The 15,109-nt window shown below is 35.0% G+C and carries 11 protein-coding genes and 1 riboswitch; of the genes, 1 reads left to right on the forward strand and 10 read right to left on the reverse strand.

Features of this window, described 5'->3' with window-relative positions; all coding sequences use genetic code 11:
• Positions 1–41 precede the first annotated feature (41 nt).
• The 4 genes from NST77_RS08915 to NST77_RS08930 form a co-directional block, all read right to left on the reverse strand.
• Positions 42–818 (reverse strand): hypothetical protein, encoded by a 777-nt coding sequence (locus tag NST77_RS08915; protein ID WP_249878465.1) that lies wholly within the window; start codon positions 816–818, stop codon positions 42–44.
• A gap of 894 nt (positions 819–1,712) precedes the next feature.
• Positions 1,713–4,148 carry a DNA topoisomerase IV subunit A gene (gene parC, locus NST77_RS08920; protein ID WP_095328871.1) on the reverse strand — a complete coding sequence of 812 codons (2,436 nt, stop codon included), beginning with the start codon at positions 4,146–4,148 and terminating at the stop codon, positions 1,713–1,715.
• Positions 4,145–6,124, reverse strand: a complete 1,980-nt coding sequence (gene parE, locus NST77_RS08925; protein ID WP_095328872.1) for a DNA topoisomerase IV subunit B — start codon at positions 6,122–6,124, stop codon at positions 4,145–4,147. The genes parC and parE overlap by 4 nt, the downstream gene beginning before the upstream one ends.
• Before the next feature lie 641 nt (positions 6,125–6,765).
• Positions 6,766–7,179 carry a CoA-binding protein gene (locus NST77_RS08930; RefSeq protein WP_095328873.1) on the reverse strand — a complete coding sequence of 138 codons (414 nt, stop codon included), beginning with the start codon at positions 7,177–7,179 and terminating at the stop codon, positions 6,766–6,768.
• A gap of 546 nt (positions 7,180–7,725) precedes the next feature.
• On the opposite strand from NST77_RS08930, the gene NST77_RS08935 reads away from it, so the two are divergent.
• Positions 7,726–9,438 carry a methyl-accepting chemotaxis protein gene (locus tag NST77_RS08935; RefSeq protein WP_172859341.1) on the forward strand — a complete coding sequence of 571 codons (1,713 nt, stop codon included), beginning with the start codon at positions 7,726–7,728 and terminating at the stop codon, positions 9,436–9,438.
• 54 nt (positions 9,439–9,492) lie between these two features.
• Here the strand turns inward: NST77_RS08935 and NST77_RS08940 are convergent, their stop codons facing one another.
• The 6 genes from NST77_RS08940 to NST77_RS08965 form a co-directional block, all read right to left on the reverse strand.
• Positions 9,493–11,205 (reverse strand): glycosyl hydrolase family 18 protein, encoded by a 1,713-nt coding sequence (locus NST77_RS08940; RefSeq protein WP_095328875.1) that lies wholly within the window; start codon positions 11,203–11,205, stop codon positions 9,493–9,495.
• A gap of 194 nt (positions 11,206–11,399) precedes the next feature.
• On the reverse strand, positions 11,400–11,522 hold the full coding sequence (locus NST77_RS08945; protein ID WP_268926805.1) for a hypothetical protein: 123 nt from the start codon (positions 11,520–11,522) through the stop codon (positions 11,400–11,402).
• A gap of 146 nt (positions 11,523–11,668) precedes the next feature.
• Positions 11,669–12,088: a GNAT family N-acetyltransferase gene (locus tag NST77_RS08950; RefSeq protein ID WP_095328877.1), complete on the reverse strand. Its 420-nt coding sequence runs from the start codon at positions 12,086–12,088 to the stop codon at positions 11,669–11,671.
• A gap of 152 nt (positions 12,089–12,240) precedes the next feature.
• Positions 12,241–12,822 carry an energy-coupled thiamine transporter ThiT gene (gene thiT / locus NST77_RS08955; RefSeq protein WP_095328878.1) on the reverse strand — a complete coding sequence of 194 codons (582 nt, stop codon included), beginning with the start codon at positions 12,820–12,822 and terminating at the stop codon, positions 12,241–12,243.
• A 69-nt stretch (positions 12,823–12,891) separates the two neighbouring features.
• Positions 12,892–12,990: riboswitch (TPP riboswitch) on the reverse strand.
• Positions 12,991–13,099: 109 nt separating this feature from the next.
• On the reverse strand, positions 13,100–14,359 hold the full coding sequence (locus NST77_RS08960) for an MFS transporter (protein WP_095328879.1): 1,260 nt from the start codon (positions 14,357–14,359) through the stop codon (positions 13,100–13,102).
• Positions 14,346–14,951, reverse strand: coding sequence for a TetR/AcrR family transcriptional regulator (locus NST77_RS08965; RefSeq protein ID WP_095328880.1), 606 nt, complete (start codon positions 14,949–14,951; stop codon positions 14,346–14,348). Before NST77_RS08965 ends, NST77_RS08960 begins: the two co-directional genes overlap by 14 nt.
• Positions 14,952–15,109 lie beyond the last annotated feature (158 nt).

Raw genomic sequence — 15,109 nt, forward strand, 5'->3', positions numbered from 1 at the left:
TTATACTACTTATTTCTCCTTAAAATGAAGAATCTCTTTTTTTAATGGTGCTGCGATCCTTTATAACTAATTTCCTTCACTTTTACTTTTTCTAATATCCATTCTTCCTTTTTCCATATCCACCAAGTTTCCAAGTAACCAATCGTATCAACTGTCGCCAGTCCACTAATTCTTTGTTTCCCTTTCATCGCCGTTTGATTGTTGAATCTTGTTACTTTTAATTCGGAAAAGGGGGATAAAATTAATTCAGTTGGTTCATTTAATCTTGCTTTATGATAAAGACCAAGTTTCTCATAATGATTTCTCCGATCATATAAATCGAATATATATGTTTTTTCATTATTTATTTTTATTTCCGCTTTATAGGCATCTTTAAACTGACTTTCAACCGATGCCAGCTCTGGTTTTTGCAATTCTATTAAATGATTGCCTTGTAGTTGAAAGAAATAAAAGTTTTTTTCTGACCCTCTTTCATTCGCAGAAACAGTAAGTAATATTTCTTTTTGATGATCATCATTTATATCGATTATATGTAATACAGGATCAAATCCACCTTCCACTGTTAGAGTGACGCTCTTATCTTTTCCTTTCGTTACCTTTAAAACAAATTCCTTAAAGAAATTGCTATTTTCAGGCTGATCGGATGCATCTCCTTTTAATTGCACGGTTTCTTCCTGTTCATCATTTGTTATATCGATTTTTTCTTCCAAAATTAATTTGTTTGTTTTATCTTCTTTCTCCATTGCATATACACCAGTAATAGCAGTTAAAGTCATCAAAAAGAAAGCACATAAAGCCACAAGCATTTCCCTTCTCATGCTAAAACCTCCCTATGTCTTATTACTTTTAGGATGTCCTTTTTTGGTAAAATCATGTAAGAAAGGAAAAGAAATTTTAATTGGAGGTTTTGCATAAAGTAAACTGGCATTATTAGAAGGTAAATGAACTCCATTGTTTATGATTTTCGTATTTAAAAAAGCGGGGTTTGCTCGGATAAAGACTGCCTTTTTCAGTGGTATTATAAAAAGTAGTATTCATTTGTTTGATGAACGCTATTTTCTTCTGCGTTCTCCTGCAAAGTGGTTTTCATTTTCTTCATGAACACTATTTTTTCCTGCATTCTCTTCCAAAGTTGCTTTCATTCACTCGATGAACGCTATTTTCTCCTGCGTTCTCCTTCAAAGTGGTTTTCGTTTATTCGATGAACGCTATTTTCTCTTACGTTCTCCTTCAAAGTGGTTTTCATTTATTCGATGAACGCTATTTTCTCTTACGTTCTACTCCAATGTGGCTTTCATTTTCTTCATGAACGCTATTTTCTCCTGCGTTCTAGTCCAATGTGGCTTTCATTTTCTTCATGAACGCTATTTTCTCCTGCGTTCTCCTTCAAAGTGGTTTTCATTCATTCGATGAAAGCTATTTTCTCTTACGTTCTACTCCAATGTGGCTTTCATTTTCTTCATGAACGCTATTTTTTCCTGCGTTCTCCTTCAAAGTGGTTTTCATTTATTCGATGAACGCTATTTTCTCCTGCGTTCTCCTTCAAAGTGGTTTTCATTCACTCGATGAACACCTTTTTCTTCGACATTCTCTTCCAAAGTGGTTTTCATCGCTTTACCTTCCCTATATCCAAAACAATTTCATTCTAATTAAAAGAGGTTCCCAATTCGCAATTGACCTTACGAATCGGGAACCTCTTAAACTAATATTATTTATACTTGCTCATCGGTAATTTTTTCTTCCCATAATTCAACAATTTTACCTGCCTCTGTTTCATCGATAACAAAGGATCCATTGGAATAGCGATCATTAAAGCGAAGATCTGCCGTTTTCAGCGATTCAATATCGCCTTTCTCGGTTTGAAGATAAATGATATCTTGTGCCCCTGCTATTGTCATCCCAACAATACGGTGAGGATTTGCTTTTAATTCTCGAAGCATAATCAAGCCTCGTTTTGCTCTTCCAGAAAACTCAAATTCAGTGAGTTTCATTTTTTTTATGGAACCACGTTGCGTAACAATTACGACGCTTTCCTGCAGAGGATTTGTTATAACTTTACCAGCAACAACATAATCATTGTCTTTAAGATTAATACCTTTGACACCAGCTGCTCTTGCACCAACAATATTGATTTCTTCCTCATGGAATCGTAAGGCATAACCTATATGAGTTGCTATTAAAACTTCTTGTTTACCGTTTGTTAGGAAAACATCTACTACTTCGTCGTCTCCTTTTAGGTTAATAGCAACTAATGGTTTAGAGTAACGCTGTGCTTTATAGTTAATCAACTCTGTTTTCTTCGCCATACCATTTTTTGTAAAGAAAAGCAGATATTGATTTTGTTCAAAGTCCTTTATAGGCATTGCCTTAATAATCGATTCATCTCGGTCAATTGGTATGATATTGGAAATATGCTGACCTAGATCCTTCCAGCGTATATCTGGCAACTCGTGTACCGGTAAATAGAGATAATTGCCTTTGTCTGTAAACAATAACAAGACTTCGGTTGTGTTTACATCTATTTTGGCAAGTATTCGATCTGTATCTTTCATACCAAAATCTTGGCCATTGCTTGCTGCATATGAACGCTGGCTTGTGCGCTTAATATATCCATCTTTCGTTACAGTGACAATTACATCTTCACTCGCGATTAAGACTTCAAGATTGATTTTAATTTCTTCAATTTCATCTTGTATTAATGTACGTCTTTCACTAACAAAGCGTTTTTTTACATCTTTAAGTTCTTTTTTGATAACCGATAGCAATTTCTTTTCACTTGCTAGGATTGCCGTCCACTCTTCAATTTTTTGGGCCAACTCTGCCGCCTCTGCTTCTAATGCCGTTATATCTGTATTGGTTAAGCGGTATAACTGTAAAGACACAATTGCTTCTGCTTGAGGCTCAGTAAATTGAAAAGCAGCCATCAAGTTATTTTTCGCATCTCGTTTATCCTTTGATGCGCGGATCGTTGCTATAACCTCATCAAGAATAGATAATGCTTTTATTAATCCATCCACAATATGCTCGCGATCTTTAGCTTTTTGCAAGTCGAATTCAGTACGTCGTTTAATCGTTTCTTTTTGATGCTCGATATAAGCATCAAGTAAAGCGATAATTCCCATTAATTTTGGACGTTTATTATGAATGGCTACCATATTAAAGCTGTAAGTAATCTGTAGATCGGTATTTTTAAATAAGAAATTTAGAATTCCGTTTGCATCGACTTCTTTTTTCAACTCGATTACAATTCGCAATCCTGTACGATCCGTTTCATCTCTTACTTCTGCGATTCCCTCTACTTTACGATCCAAACGCAATTCATCAATCTTTTTCACCAGATTGCTTTTATTTAGCTCATAAGGAACCTCTGTAATGACAATTTGCTGCTTGCCGCCTCGTAATGTTTCAATTTCTGTTTTTCCACGAACAATGATTTTCCCTTTACCAGTCTCATATGCCTTTTTAATGCCTTCTACTCCTTGGATAATACCACCAGTCGGGAAATCTGGACCTTTAATATGTTTCATAATGTCTTCCACCGTACAATTTGGTGAATCCATACGCTCAATCACACCATCGATAACTTCTCCCAAGTGATGTGGTGGTATATCTGTTGCATATCCAGCCGAGATACCTGTAGAACCATTGACTAACAAATTCGGGAATTTCGCTGGTAACACCGTTGGTTCATTGGATGTATCATCAAAGTTTGGAATGAAATCCACAGTTCTTTTTTCAATATCACGAAGTAACTCTGCAGAAATAGCCGATAATCTAGCCTCTGTGTAACGCATAGCCGCCGGTGGATCCCCGTCAATACTCCCGTTATTTCCGTGCATTTCAATTAGGACATTACGAACCTTCCATTCTTGACTCATTCTTACCATCGCGTCATATACAGAAGAATCGCCGTGGGGATGGTAATTACCAATAACATTCCCGACTGTTTTTGCTGATTTGCGGAAATGTTTATCATGTGTATTTCCTTCTTCATGCATCGCATAAAGAATACGACGCTGAACAGGCTTTAATCCATCTCTCGCATCCGGTAATGCCCGTTCTTGAATAATGTATTTACTATACCGTCCAAAACGATCACCGAGAACATCCTCTAAAGGTAAATCACGGTATTGCTCTAATGAACTCATGATGGACTCTCCTCCTCAGTGACCATAATATTTTCATTTTCGAGAATATTGCCTTCTTCTTCTAATCCGAATGCAACATTTGATTCAATCCATTTTCTACGTGGTTCCACCTTATCACCCATTAATGTTGTGACACGACGTTCAGCACGAGCAAGATCATCTATCTTAACTCGTATTAACGTTCTTGTTTCAGGATTCATTGTTGTTTCCCAAAGTTGATCGGCATTCATCTCGCCAAGACCTTTATATCTCTGCAAAATATAGCCTTTCCCCACTTTTTTAATGGTATCTTGCAAGTCATCATCGCTCCAAGAGTATTCAATGACTTCTTTTTTTCCAGAACCTTTACTAACCTTATACAATGGCGGTAAAGCGATATATACCTTACCTGCTTCCACAAGAGGTTTCATATAACGATAAAAAAACGTTAATAGAAGTACTTGAATATGTGCTCCATCTGTATCAGCATCTGTCATGATAATGACTTTATCATAGTTAGAATCCTCTACTTTAAAGTCGGCTCCCACTCCAGCCCCAATTGCATGGATAATTGTGTTTATCTCTTCATTTTTAAAGATATCTGCAAGCTTTGCTTTTTCCGTATTGATTACTTTTCCGCGCAATGGAAGAACAGCTTGAAAGCGACGATCTCTCCCCTGTTTTGCGGAACCGCCAGCAGAATCTCCTTCCACTAAATATAATTCATTTCTTTGTGGGTTTTTCGATTGAGCAGGAGTTAGCTTACCAGAAAGAACTGCCTCTCCACGCTTACGTTTTTTCCCACTTCTTGCTTCTTCTCTTGCCTTTCGAGCAGCTTCTCTAGCTTGTGCCGCTTTAATCGATTTCTTAATTAAAAGAGAGCTGACTTCAGGATTTTCCTCAAAGAAATAGGCTAAGTGTTCAGAGACAACAGCATCCACCGCTGATCTTGCCTCACTGGTCCCTAATTTTCCTTTTGTTTGCCCTTCAAATTGTAATAAATCTTCTGGTACACGTACAGAAACGATAGCAGATAAGCCTTCACGGATATCCGAACCATCCAAGTTTTTATCCTTTTCTTTCAGAAGGTTAACTTTTCGCGCATATTCGTTAAACATACGTGTCATGGCTGTTTTGGCCCCAGCTTCATGTGTCCCGCCATCCTTTGTGCGGACATTATTAACAAAGGACAAAACATTCTCTGAATAGCCATCATTGAATTGAAAAGCATATTCCACTTCAATCCCGTTACTTTCGCCTTCAAGGCTTACGACTGGATGCAGGGTATCTTTCTCTTCATTTAAATATTCAACAAAAGCTTCTATTCCATTTTCATAATGGAAAACACCGTGCTCATTATTTCTTTCATCGATAATTTCAATTCTTAGCCCTTTTAATAAAAAGGCAGATTCTCTTAAACGTTCACAAAGCGTTTCATAATTATAAGTTGTTGTTGAAAATATCGCTGGATCTGGCTTAAAGTGAATCGTTGTTCCAGTTTGATTTGTTTTCCCGACTTTTTCTAGTGTGGTGACAGGTTTTCCGCCGTTTTCAAAACGTTGTTCATAAATAAAACCATCGCGTTTGATCTTTACAACAACCCATTCTGATAATGCGTTAACAACAGAAGCACCTACACCATGTAAGCCGCCACTAGTTTTGTAACCGCCTTGTCCAAATTTTCCTCCAGCATGAAGAATGGTAAAGATAACTTCAGGAGTTGGCTTTCCAATCTTATGCATTCCAGTCGGCATTCCACGTCCTCTATCTTTGACACTAATGGAATTGTCACGATGAATTTTTACAATAATCGCATCTCCATATCCAGCCAGTGCTTCATCGACTGCGTTATCTACAATTTCATATACAAGATGATGCAATCCTCTAGAATCTGTACTCCCGATATACATTCCCGGACGTTTTCTGACAGCTTCTAAACCTTCTAACACCTGAATGGCATCATCATTATATTCGAATGCTTGCTGATCTTTTGCCACTGACATACCCCTTTCACTTCTACAAATCCGACATAGTATCTTTCTATGTATCATGTCGAACAATTGTTTATGTATTCGTCTAAAAAACGAATTATCCTCTAAGTTCCAAAATATTTATCGGGTAATTGTTTTTTAGGCAGTTAAGAATTTTTGTCACTTTCTTATATAAAGCTGTAATTTCTATCGTTAACAAAAATTCTAAAACAGCCCTACTTTTATTAGACGAGTTTAAAAGAAGGCTTTTCTACTAACCTTCTTTTTTTCAAATTATCGAATTTTAATAAACAGTTGTTGATACCTGTCCAACAAAGAACATTTGTTCTTATATCGTATTGTAGCACATAATCTCATTTTTCACGTTCATTTTCCATTTTATCTTTCGATTTTTTCCTGACAAAACCAATATTATACCAATAATCGCAAAAGCAAAAGATTTTTTTAAGAGGATTTCCTCTTTTTATCTATATTATGTTAACACAGATTCTTTGGAAAAACGAATAAGTTTATAAATACCGCGTTCATTTTTTTTAAAATGATATCGTTTTATCCACTCAAACAAACAGTTTTTTTAGGATAAATGCTATTCTATTACAAAAGAAAAAACAGAATGATTAGTGACAACCATTCTGCTTTTTCTTTTTCTATTTTGTCATCGCGTGCTCTACTTTAATACAGCGATCCATGATTACCGTATAGCCTTTTTCTGTTAGATCATGAAATGTTTCTTCATGTACAAGTCCCAATTGAGCCCAAAATATATCTGCATCTATTTTTTCAAACTCAGCTGCAACCTCTGGTAAGAATTCCGATCTTCTAAACACATTAACAATATCAACATGTCCCTTGATATCTGTTAATTGCTTAACTGCTTTCACACCTAATACTTCATCTACCGTTGGATTTACGGGGATAATTTCATATCCTGCCTTTTGCATCGCCTCTGAAACCATATAGGATGTTCTAGAAGGATTATCGCTTAAACCAACTACCGCAATTTTTTTCGCTTTTTTTAAAATTTTGCCAATCTCTTCTCGACTTGGATTTTCAATTGTCATTAAAATCGCTCCTATTCCAATTCATTTCTAGTATATTTCCCCAAAGAGGGAAGAAAAAACGATGGAAAGCATAATAGAACACACTCTAACAATAGCAAATTTTGCCACACTTCAAAAGAAAATTGCATTATTTGCATAGATTTATGCCTACATAAAGTTTTTGGCAATAAAATTCTCTAACTAAACAATTTATAAATGTAAGGGGTTATTTTTCATAGAGACCCTTAAATTCCCCACTTTTTGCTCTAAGAATTGCTCGCCGTAAGCATAACTCTCCCAGAGAGACCCTTTCAATTGTTTTATATAAACACTTCAACAATATTATTAATGCTCCTTCCACTTATCCTTTTAAAAATAGTTGCTCTAAAAACAGCATGCTTCGATAAAACGAAATTTGATATATAGTACTATCCATTTTCTTTTGATTCTTTTAAAAAAAGGAAAAAATTCAGCTGCAAAAATATTTTTTAAAAATTACTTATGTACTGCCATATCCTTGCCGATATAGTAGTGTAAATATTATTTTAATTTAAAGGAGAAATCTGCTTGAAACTACTGAAAAATCTAAATATTACTCGGAAGCTTTTTATCATTATTTTAGTAAGTGCCCTTTCTCTGGGAACTATTGGCTACACGGGATTGCACTACATTAAGGATATGGCAAAAGATTCACAAGAAATGTATGAGAAAAGTTTAATACCAATATCCAATCTTATGCAGATGAGAATTAACACAAGAGCTAGTAACGGCTACACTTTAGAACTCTTGCTTACTACTGAATCAGCCAAAAACAAAGAATTAAATGATCAGTTAACAGCTACATCTCAAGAAACAGATCATCTATTGTCTGAATTTTTAAAAGACAACATAACAACCGAGGAAAAAGAGCTAGTTACCGTATATAACGAAGAAATGCAAAAATTAAATGATGCGCGAAAAGATGTAATTTCCCTTGCTTTACAGAATAAAAATGAAGATGCTTACCGTATTTTCACAACAGATGTCGAGGAATATAGAGTCAAAGTAAATGACACTCTGACATCGCTTCAAAACTTAAAGGCTTCCTCCGCAGAAGCTACTTATAAAAAAAACATAGAGAGTGTACAAACAGTTACTATTATTGTCTTTATCATTAGCGTTGCTGCTCTCATCCTTTTATTATTTATTAGTCTTATTATCAGTCGTATGATTGTAAGACCAGTAAAACAAATAAAAGATTTATTATTTAAAGCAGAACAAGGGGACTTTACGGTAAAGGGAACCTATCAATCAAAAGATGAAATCGGCGAACTTACTACCTCTTTCAACCGAATGACGGAGAAACTTCGCAATGTATTTAGTACTGTACAGGAATCCTCGCAGCATGTAGCGTCCGCATCGGAAGAACTTAGTGCAAGTGCAGAACAAAATAGCAGTGCAAGTGAGCATATAAGTCTAACCATTCAAGAATTAGCAACTGGATCTGAAACACAAGTAATGAAAGTAAAAGAAAGCAACCAAGTCATCACAACAATCTCGGAACATACAAATTCAATTGCTGCTCATACGGAAAAAATGTCTGAAAACGTAAAGCATGCATCTGATATGTCGACAGAAGGTAACAAAGCTATTCAACAAGTAAATAAGCAAATGAATTCGATTTATTCTAATGTTAATAGTCTTTCAGATGCAATAAGTATTTTAAATGAACGTTCAGCGGAAATTGGCCAGATAACGGATGTTATTACTGGAATTTCAGCCCAAACAAACCTTTTAGCTTTAAATGCCGCTATAGAAGCTGCTAGAGCTGGTGAGCACGGAAAAGGATTTGCCGTTGTTGCTGACGAAGTAAGAAAACTTGCAGAAGAATCAACGGCCTCTACCGAAAATATTGCGAAGTTAATCCATATGATCCAAAAGGATACTGAGCAAACCATTGAAACAATGAAAAAAGCTTCTAACGAAGTACAATCTGGACTAGATATTGTCCAGATTGCCGGAAGCTCTTTTCAAAAAATAGAGATAGCTGTAAAGAACGTTGTAGGTCAAATCGAAGAAATATCGAATGCCTTAGTTAAATTTACAGAAGGTACAGACATTATTAGTCATACGATTTATGAAGTAAGCGATGTTGCGATTGAATCTGCAAATAGAACCCAGAATATATCAGCAGCAACACAGCAACAACTAGCTTCCATGGAGGAAATTTCTTCTTCTTCCTTATCTCTTGCGAAATTAGCTGAAGAGTTACAAACGATAGTTAAATTATTTAAAATATAAAATGATAGCAAAAACCACTTTCCTTTGTATGGGAAAGTGGTTTTAAAGCATTACTTATTGTTCTTTTTTCTCTAAAGATAAAGCAGACCATGCTGCTTCATTAGCAAAAGTACGCGACCAACTTGCAAGTCCAGCTAAGTTATACTTTTCGACTAATTCTGCTCTCTTTGTTAAAGATAATTCATCTTCCAGCCAAATTTTAAAGGTTGATTTCGTTTTTTCATCATAATATTCCCCATAATTTTGACCGCTCGCTTCATCATAGGTAGGGGTAACTTTATGTTCTTTTAACCATTCCTCCACACTTTCCATCGAAAGTGATTTAGAGGATAATTCTCCATTTTCTTTTTCTTCCCATAGTCGAGCATATAATGGTACTCCGAGGACAAGCTTATCACTTGGAACAATATCAAGTAATGTTTCTAAATTCGCTTCAACCCATGGAAAACTTGCCACACTTCCAGGATTCGGGCTTGTTGCCCAATGCTCATCATATGCCATCACAACAAGATAATCGACAATCTCGGCTAAATGGTCTCGCTGTAAGAATGCAGAATAATTCCCGCCAGCTATAAACGTTATATCCATTGATACAGTCAGACCCGCATCATGTAAATAAGGTGTAGCTTCTCTCACAAATTGGGTGATATATTTGCCATCTTCTTCCCGAACATTTTCAATATCAATGTTGATTCCATCTAAATCGTACATTTCGCTATAAACTAAAAGTTGTCTAATCACTGTTTGCCTTTTTTGATAATCCTTGAATACTTCGTGTGTTTTATCCGGATCAAAAGCATTAGAAAATAATCCCCATACTTGATAGTCTTGTTTATGCGCCCACTCAACATAAGCTTTTGAGCCTAAATTACTGACATTACCGTCAGTTCCCTTCAGTTTAAACCAAGTTGGGGAAACAACATTTACACCGTGCATTTTTGATATCTTTGAAGTATCTGGATTTCTAGAATAAACAGCTTCCCATGTTAATTGGATTGGCCCATTGATCTTCTTCAATTTAGGTTCTTTCTGTTCTAATTCAACTTCAACAACCTCTGATTTCCCTTTATCTACATATTTCTTTTTTACAAACCCGGCAATTCCATTCGCTTTTCTTACAAAATAAAAACCATCTACTTCTTTTTCAATTGTTACATGCTCACCAGGTACTAATTCCCCTGTATAAGGAGATCGCAATGCAGCCTCCGAACGCAATCTGGTGAAATCGTTTTTAACTTTTTTCGTAGTAAATATTCCGCTTGCTCTTTCTTGTCCATTTTCCTCTAAAAGCACCACATGGTTATCCTCTACTATAGAGTATTGGATTGGATAAAAGCTCGCTAATGGATCTAAAGCCAAGTAAACTGTTCCATTCTCATCTCTTAATGGATGAAAGGAAAGTTTAGTGTTTTTATTATTTACATAATAGGAAACAGAATCAGACGGAAATTGGATCACCTTATCTTTAGTCGTGACAATAACGGAATTACTATTCTCATCATAAGTGATACTTTCATCTATTTTTTCCTGCCAAATATTTAGAGGCAAATAAACCGTGCCCTTGTCTATAATAGCATTGCCGACTTGTTCTCCATTTAATAATACAGGATTTTTTCCTTTGAAATACTCCACCTTATCCTTATTGGCAAATGGGTAGAACATTAGCATAATGAAAGATATAACGACTAATAATGCCGCTATGATAATGCCGCCAATTAATTTTCTCTTTGTTGGCTTTTTTTGAAATGAATACTTTATTTCTGTCATTTGTACCTCCTTGAAGTAGTCCTTGCAAAACAGATTCTCTCAAAATCTAGACGATTTTCGAATGATAATAGTTTCATATTATCACAGAATTCGACAAAAAAAAGAACCATCCAAACGAAAAGATGGCTCCCTTTCTTAAGGAATGGCTATACCTCTATTCTTTTTTCGATTTCTCAACTCGTATGTCTTTTCTATTATAAATCTTTTAAATTTATCTTTTTAAAAGTAAAAGAAAAGAAAACACTGCTAATCACATAGTAAATACCTAAAATAGCAAAGCAGTCTGTTGCAACTACCATTAACTCTTTCTGTTGCAAGATATATCTCCAACCGAAAGAACTAATCAAAAATATTAATGGGAAAAATAAAAATAAAAGGATGAATATAAAATTACTCTTATTGTTCATTACTAACTCTCCTCTCACTTCTGGAAGTGCGTCTTAATTCGCTCATAAATACCTTACTAATTATACTCAAGGAACGTTTTCCTAAATCCATAAAATGACCGGAAGCCTTTGCTTTCATAGTAAGTATTAGAAGTACTGCTAGCCAGCATTTCTACTCTTGTTGAGGGGTATTTACTATGTACATAGTATAAGAGTTTTTCCCCAAGACCAATCCCTCTATAGTCCGGAGCAATGAGTAACTCACAAATAAACAAAGTAATCGATCGATCGGTAATGCCTCTAATATAGCCTATTAATTGATCATTAAGAGTGGCAACATAGGCTGCATTCGAATGATTCCAGGCAGACTTAGTATCTTCTTTCTTCTCTACTAAGTTAGTCCATTGTTCTCGTTTATTTAATTCATGAATTGATTGGAAATCGTCCTCTTTATATGGACGAATTTGAATACCTAACCCATTTTTTAAATTAATCATTTTCGCACACCTACTTTTCTAATTTTTGAATATCTTAGTAGTTATTGGTGTATTGCAATCATTTCTTATAAAAAATATGATTTTCCCCTTTGGAATATTGTACCATATGATAAGAAAAGACGCTCCTCAAGGAACGCCTTCTTTTGTACTCTTTAATTTTTAGAAGCTCCATTTACCGGTCGATCAAGGACAATGCGCGGAGCAGAAACTAATAAAAGAACTAGAATAATCGAACATAAAATAGTTGCTCCTACGTAGGAACCGCCGTTTACAATCAAGGAGTTGATAAATGGTGACATTCCTTTTGGTGCATAGCTCGCCCAAATAGTTACACCTGCAATGAAATGCCAAATATAGCGAGTAAACCCACCAACTACCACTGCTAATATTATTAAGCCAGTCGCTATTCCTTTTTGTTCCGTTTTTAACGCTTTTTGAATAGAGGAAGCAAATAATCCAGCAAAGCCAATACAAGCAAATGCAACTAAATATTCTAAAATTACTTGCCAGAATGTTAAAGCTTGTAAATCAAAAACTATTTGCAGTAGTCCCCATAAAAATCCTGCACTTGCACTAGCTTTAAAGCCCCAGCGAAATGCGACGATAAAAATAGGTACCATGGCAAAAGAAATCGAAGTATTAAATATTGGAATAGAAGGTAATAAATCAAGGATAAGTGCAACGGCCGCCATGATTGCCACTTCTATCATGACAACTAATTTCATATTTCTCATAAAAAAATCTCCTTTTTTTGCAGACCAAAAGGAGAACTAACGCGCGAAATGAATAATATAGCTATACTATATAAACTCTTCCCACATTCCTACGTTAGAATTAACTAACAGGTTCGAAGGGTCAGATCGATTGATCACTCTCAGCATTACGCTCCCCTTGTGGTTTGCTTTTTATCAAATTACATTCATTATAACATAGATTCTTATTATAAATAGGCGTTTTCTTTAAATAAATAAAATTCAGACGTTAATGTTTATAGCATCAATAATGAGATTTTTAAACTGTTTGGGTTATGTTCATTTGTTTTTTAGAATTTGTTTCCTTTTTAACAACATAACCCATTAATAACAAACCTAATATCCCAAATGAGAATAATCCTAAAGACATGGTTAAGGCAGAAATTTGAGTGCTTATCGTAATTGCTAAGCCAGCTACTATCATCTGTCCTTGACCAATCAATCCATTCAGAGCTAAATAAGAGCTGCGGTAATTTTCATTCACTAAATCTGCAAGGATGCTTTGATTAATCGGAACATACATCAATTCGCCTATTGAAATAAACAGCATCATCATAATAAGCCATAATGGTGACGAGATATAGGTTAGGATACAATAACTAACCACAAATAAACACATTCCTATAAAATATTGCTTATTGTCCGATATTTTTTTCATCATCCATGTAACAATACCTACACAAAAAACTACCAGTATAGTATTTTCCGCATGAAGAATCCCCACCATATTGATACCATTTACAGGAAGGATTCCAAAAAGGTTAGTATCTTGCATTGTATCTCTTAAGTGAATGGCAATATAATTTGTTAAGTGGCTCTCAAGAGAGAAGATAAGGAAGCAGGAAAGTAAGTAAATCATAAAAGTCCGGTCTTTCCAGACATGAAGATAATTAGACCAAATAGTAAATTTAGATTTATTGTCGCTCCTTAAAAATTTATTTTTCATAAGAGATTCTTTAATAAATAAATAGGTAACTAAGCTTGATCCAAGTGACACAATACCAACTGATAGGAAGAAATAGAAATGATAGTCAATAAAGAAAAATGCTCCTGTGATAGTACCAAGTGCGGTTGCTAAATTTGCTAGCCAATACATCGCTGTAAAAACAAATTTCCGTTGCTCTGCCAATACTAAATCATGAATCATTGCTGTAGATGCAGGGAAAAACATGCCATTAAAAAATAAATTAATCATAAATAAACCTGCGCTTATATATGGTAGATTAATCCGTGGTGAATTAAAGACTGCAATAAAAAGATAGGTTATTCCTATGCCCGCTTCTGCTATTATCATCATTTTTCTTCTCCCGATTCTATCTGCCAAGTAGCCGCCGATTAATGCGCCAACTATACCAGAGAGAATGACTATGATGACAATTACTCCTGTTACCGTTGTTCCGATTAGTGAGCTAAAATAAACAGATATATAAGGGATGATTGCACTTGATGTTAAAGAAGTAACAAACTGTAAATACATGCGGATACGAAGGGAAATATGTAATTGGCTAAATGTTTTCATCTGCATATTCCCCTTCCATACCAAATAAACGGTAAGCTTGATTTGTAAATGTGCTTGTAAACATAGCATGCGCATGATCTGAATAGGTTAACCGAGCTCCCATTAGGAAAGCCAGATATCCATACCCCACCTCTTTGGAGTTACTTTTTGGCAAGAAGCCTTTTTCCATTCCTATATGAACAATTTCTTGAATATAAACTAAAAATAGTTCAACAAATTCATCTAATGCATGAATTTCAGCGAATCTATCTGGCTGCCCAATCACATATTGCACAATACGAAGTTCTTTTTCGGACTCCATGAATAAATTCAGATGTTTTCGAATGATATATTTAAGTTTTTCTTCAGTTAAATCAGTAAGTTCATTTTTGGTTTCATTTATTATCTCCTTAAATAATTGGAGAGGTCTATTTACACATTCTGTAAACAAAGTTTCTTTATTTTCATAATAAGTAAATACCGTTCCAAAACTAACACCTGCTTCTGCAGCAATATCCTTAATGGTTGTTTTACTAAAACCGTTATGTGAAAACAACTTTAAAGCAGCTTGGTAAATATCTTCTTTTTTTTGTTCAGATCTTGGTTTAGCCATTTGAATTCCTCATTTCTTAAATGATTGATTAATCAATCATATTATATAAAAGAAAATATTGGTAGTCAAACTCTTTTTGTGAAATTTTCAAACTATTTATCCCCTTACTAAAAACTCCCTTATTAAGGGAGTGAAGTAAATGTATGTCGTTCGTTGCT

It is taken from the genome of Niallia sp. FSL W8-0177 (assembly GCF_038006285.1).
GTDB classification, from domain to species: domain Bacteria; phylum Bacillota; class Bacilli; order Bacillales; family Cytobacillaceae; genus Niallia; species Niallia circulans_A.

Coding starts and splice junctions, on each gene's coding strand:
- NST77_RS08915 (WP_249878465.1), bottom strand. CDS start 818: ATGAGAAGGGAAATGCTTGTGGCTTTATGTGCTTTCTTTTTGATGACT.
- parC (WP_095328871.1), bottom strand. CDS start 4,148: ATGAGTTCATTAGAGCAATACCGTGATTTACCTTTAGAGGATGTTCTC.
- NST77_RS08930 (WP_095328873.1), bottom strand. CDS start 7,179: ATGACAATTGAAAATCCAAGTCGAGAAGAGATTGGCAAAATTTTAAAA.
- NST77_RS08940 (WP_095328875.1), bottom strand. CDS start 11,205: ATGACAGAAATAAAGTATTCATTTCAAAAAAAGCCAACAAAGAGAAAA.
- NST77_RS08950 (WP_095328877.1), bottom strand. CDS start 12,088: ATGATTAATTTAAAAAATGGGTTAGGTATTCAAATTCGTCCATATAAA.
- thiT (WP_095328878.1), bottom strand. CDS start 12,822: ATGAGAAATATGAAATTAGTTGTCATGATAGAAGTGGCAATCATGGCG.
- NST77_RS08960 (WP_095328879.1), bottom strand. CDS start 14,359: ATGAAAACATTTAGCCAATTACATATTTCCCTTCGTATCCGCATGTAT.
- NST77_RS08965 (WP_095328880.1), bottom strand. CDS start 14,951: ATGGCTAAACCAAGATCTGAACAAAAAAAAGAAGATATTTACCAAGCT.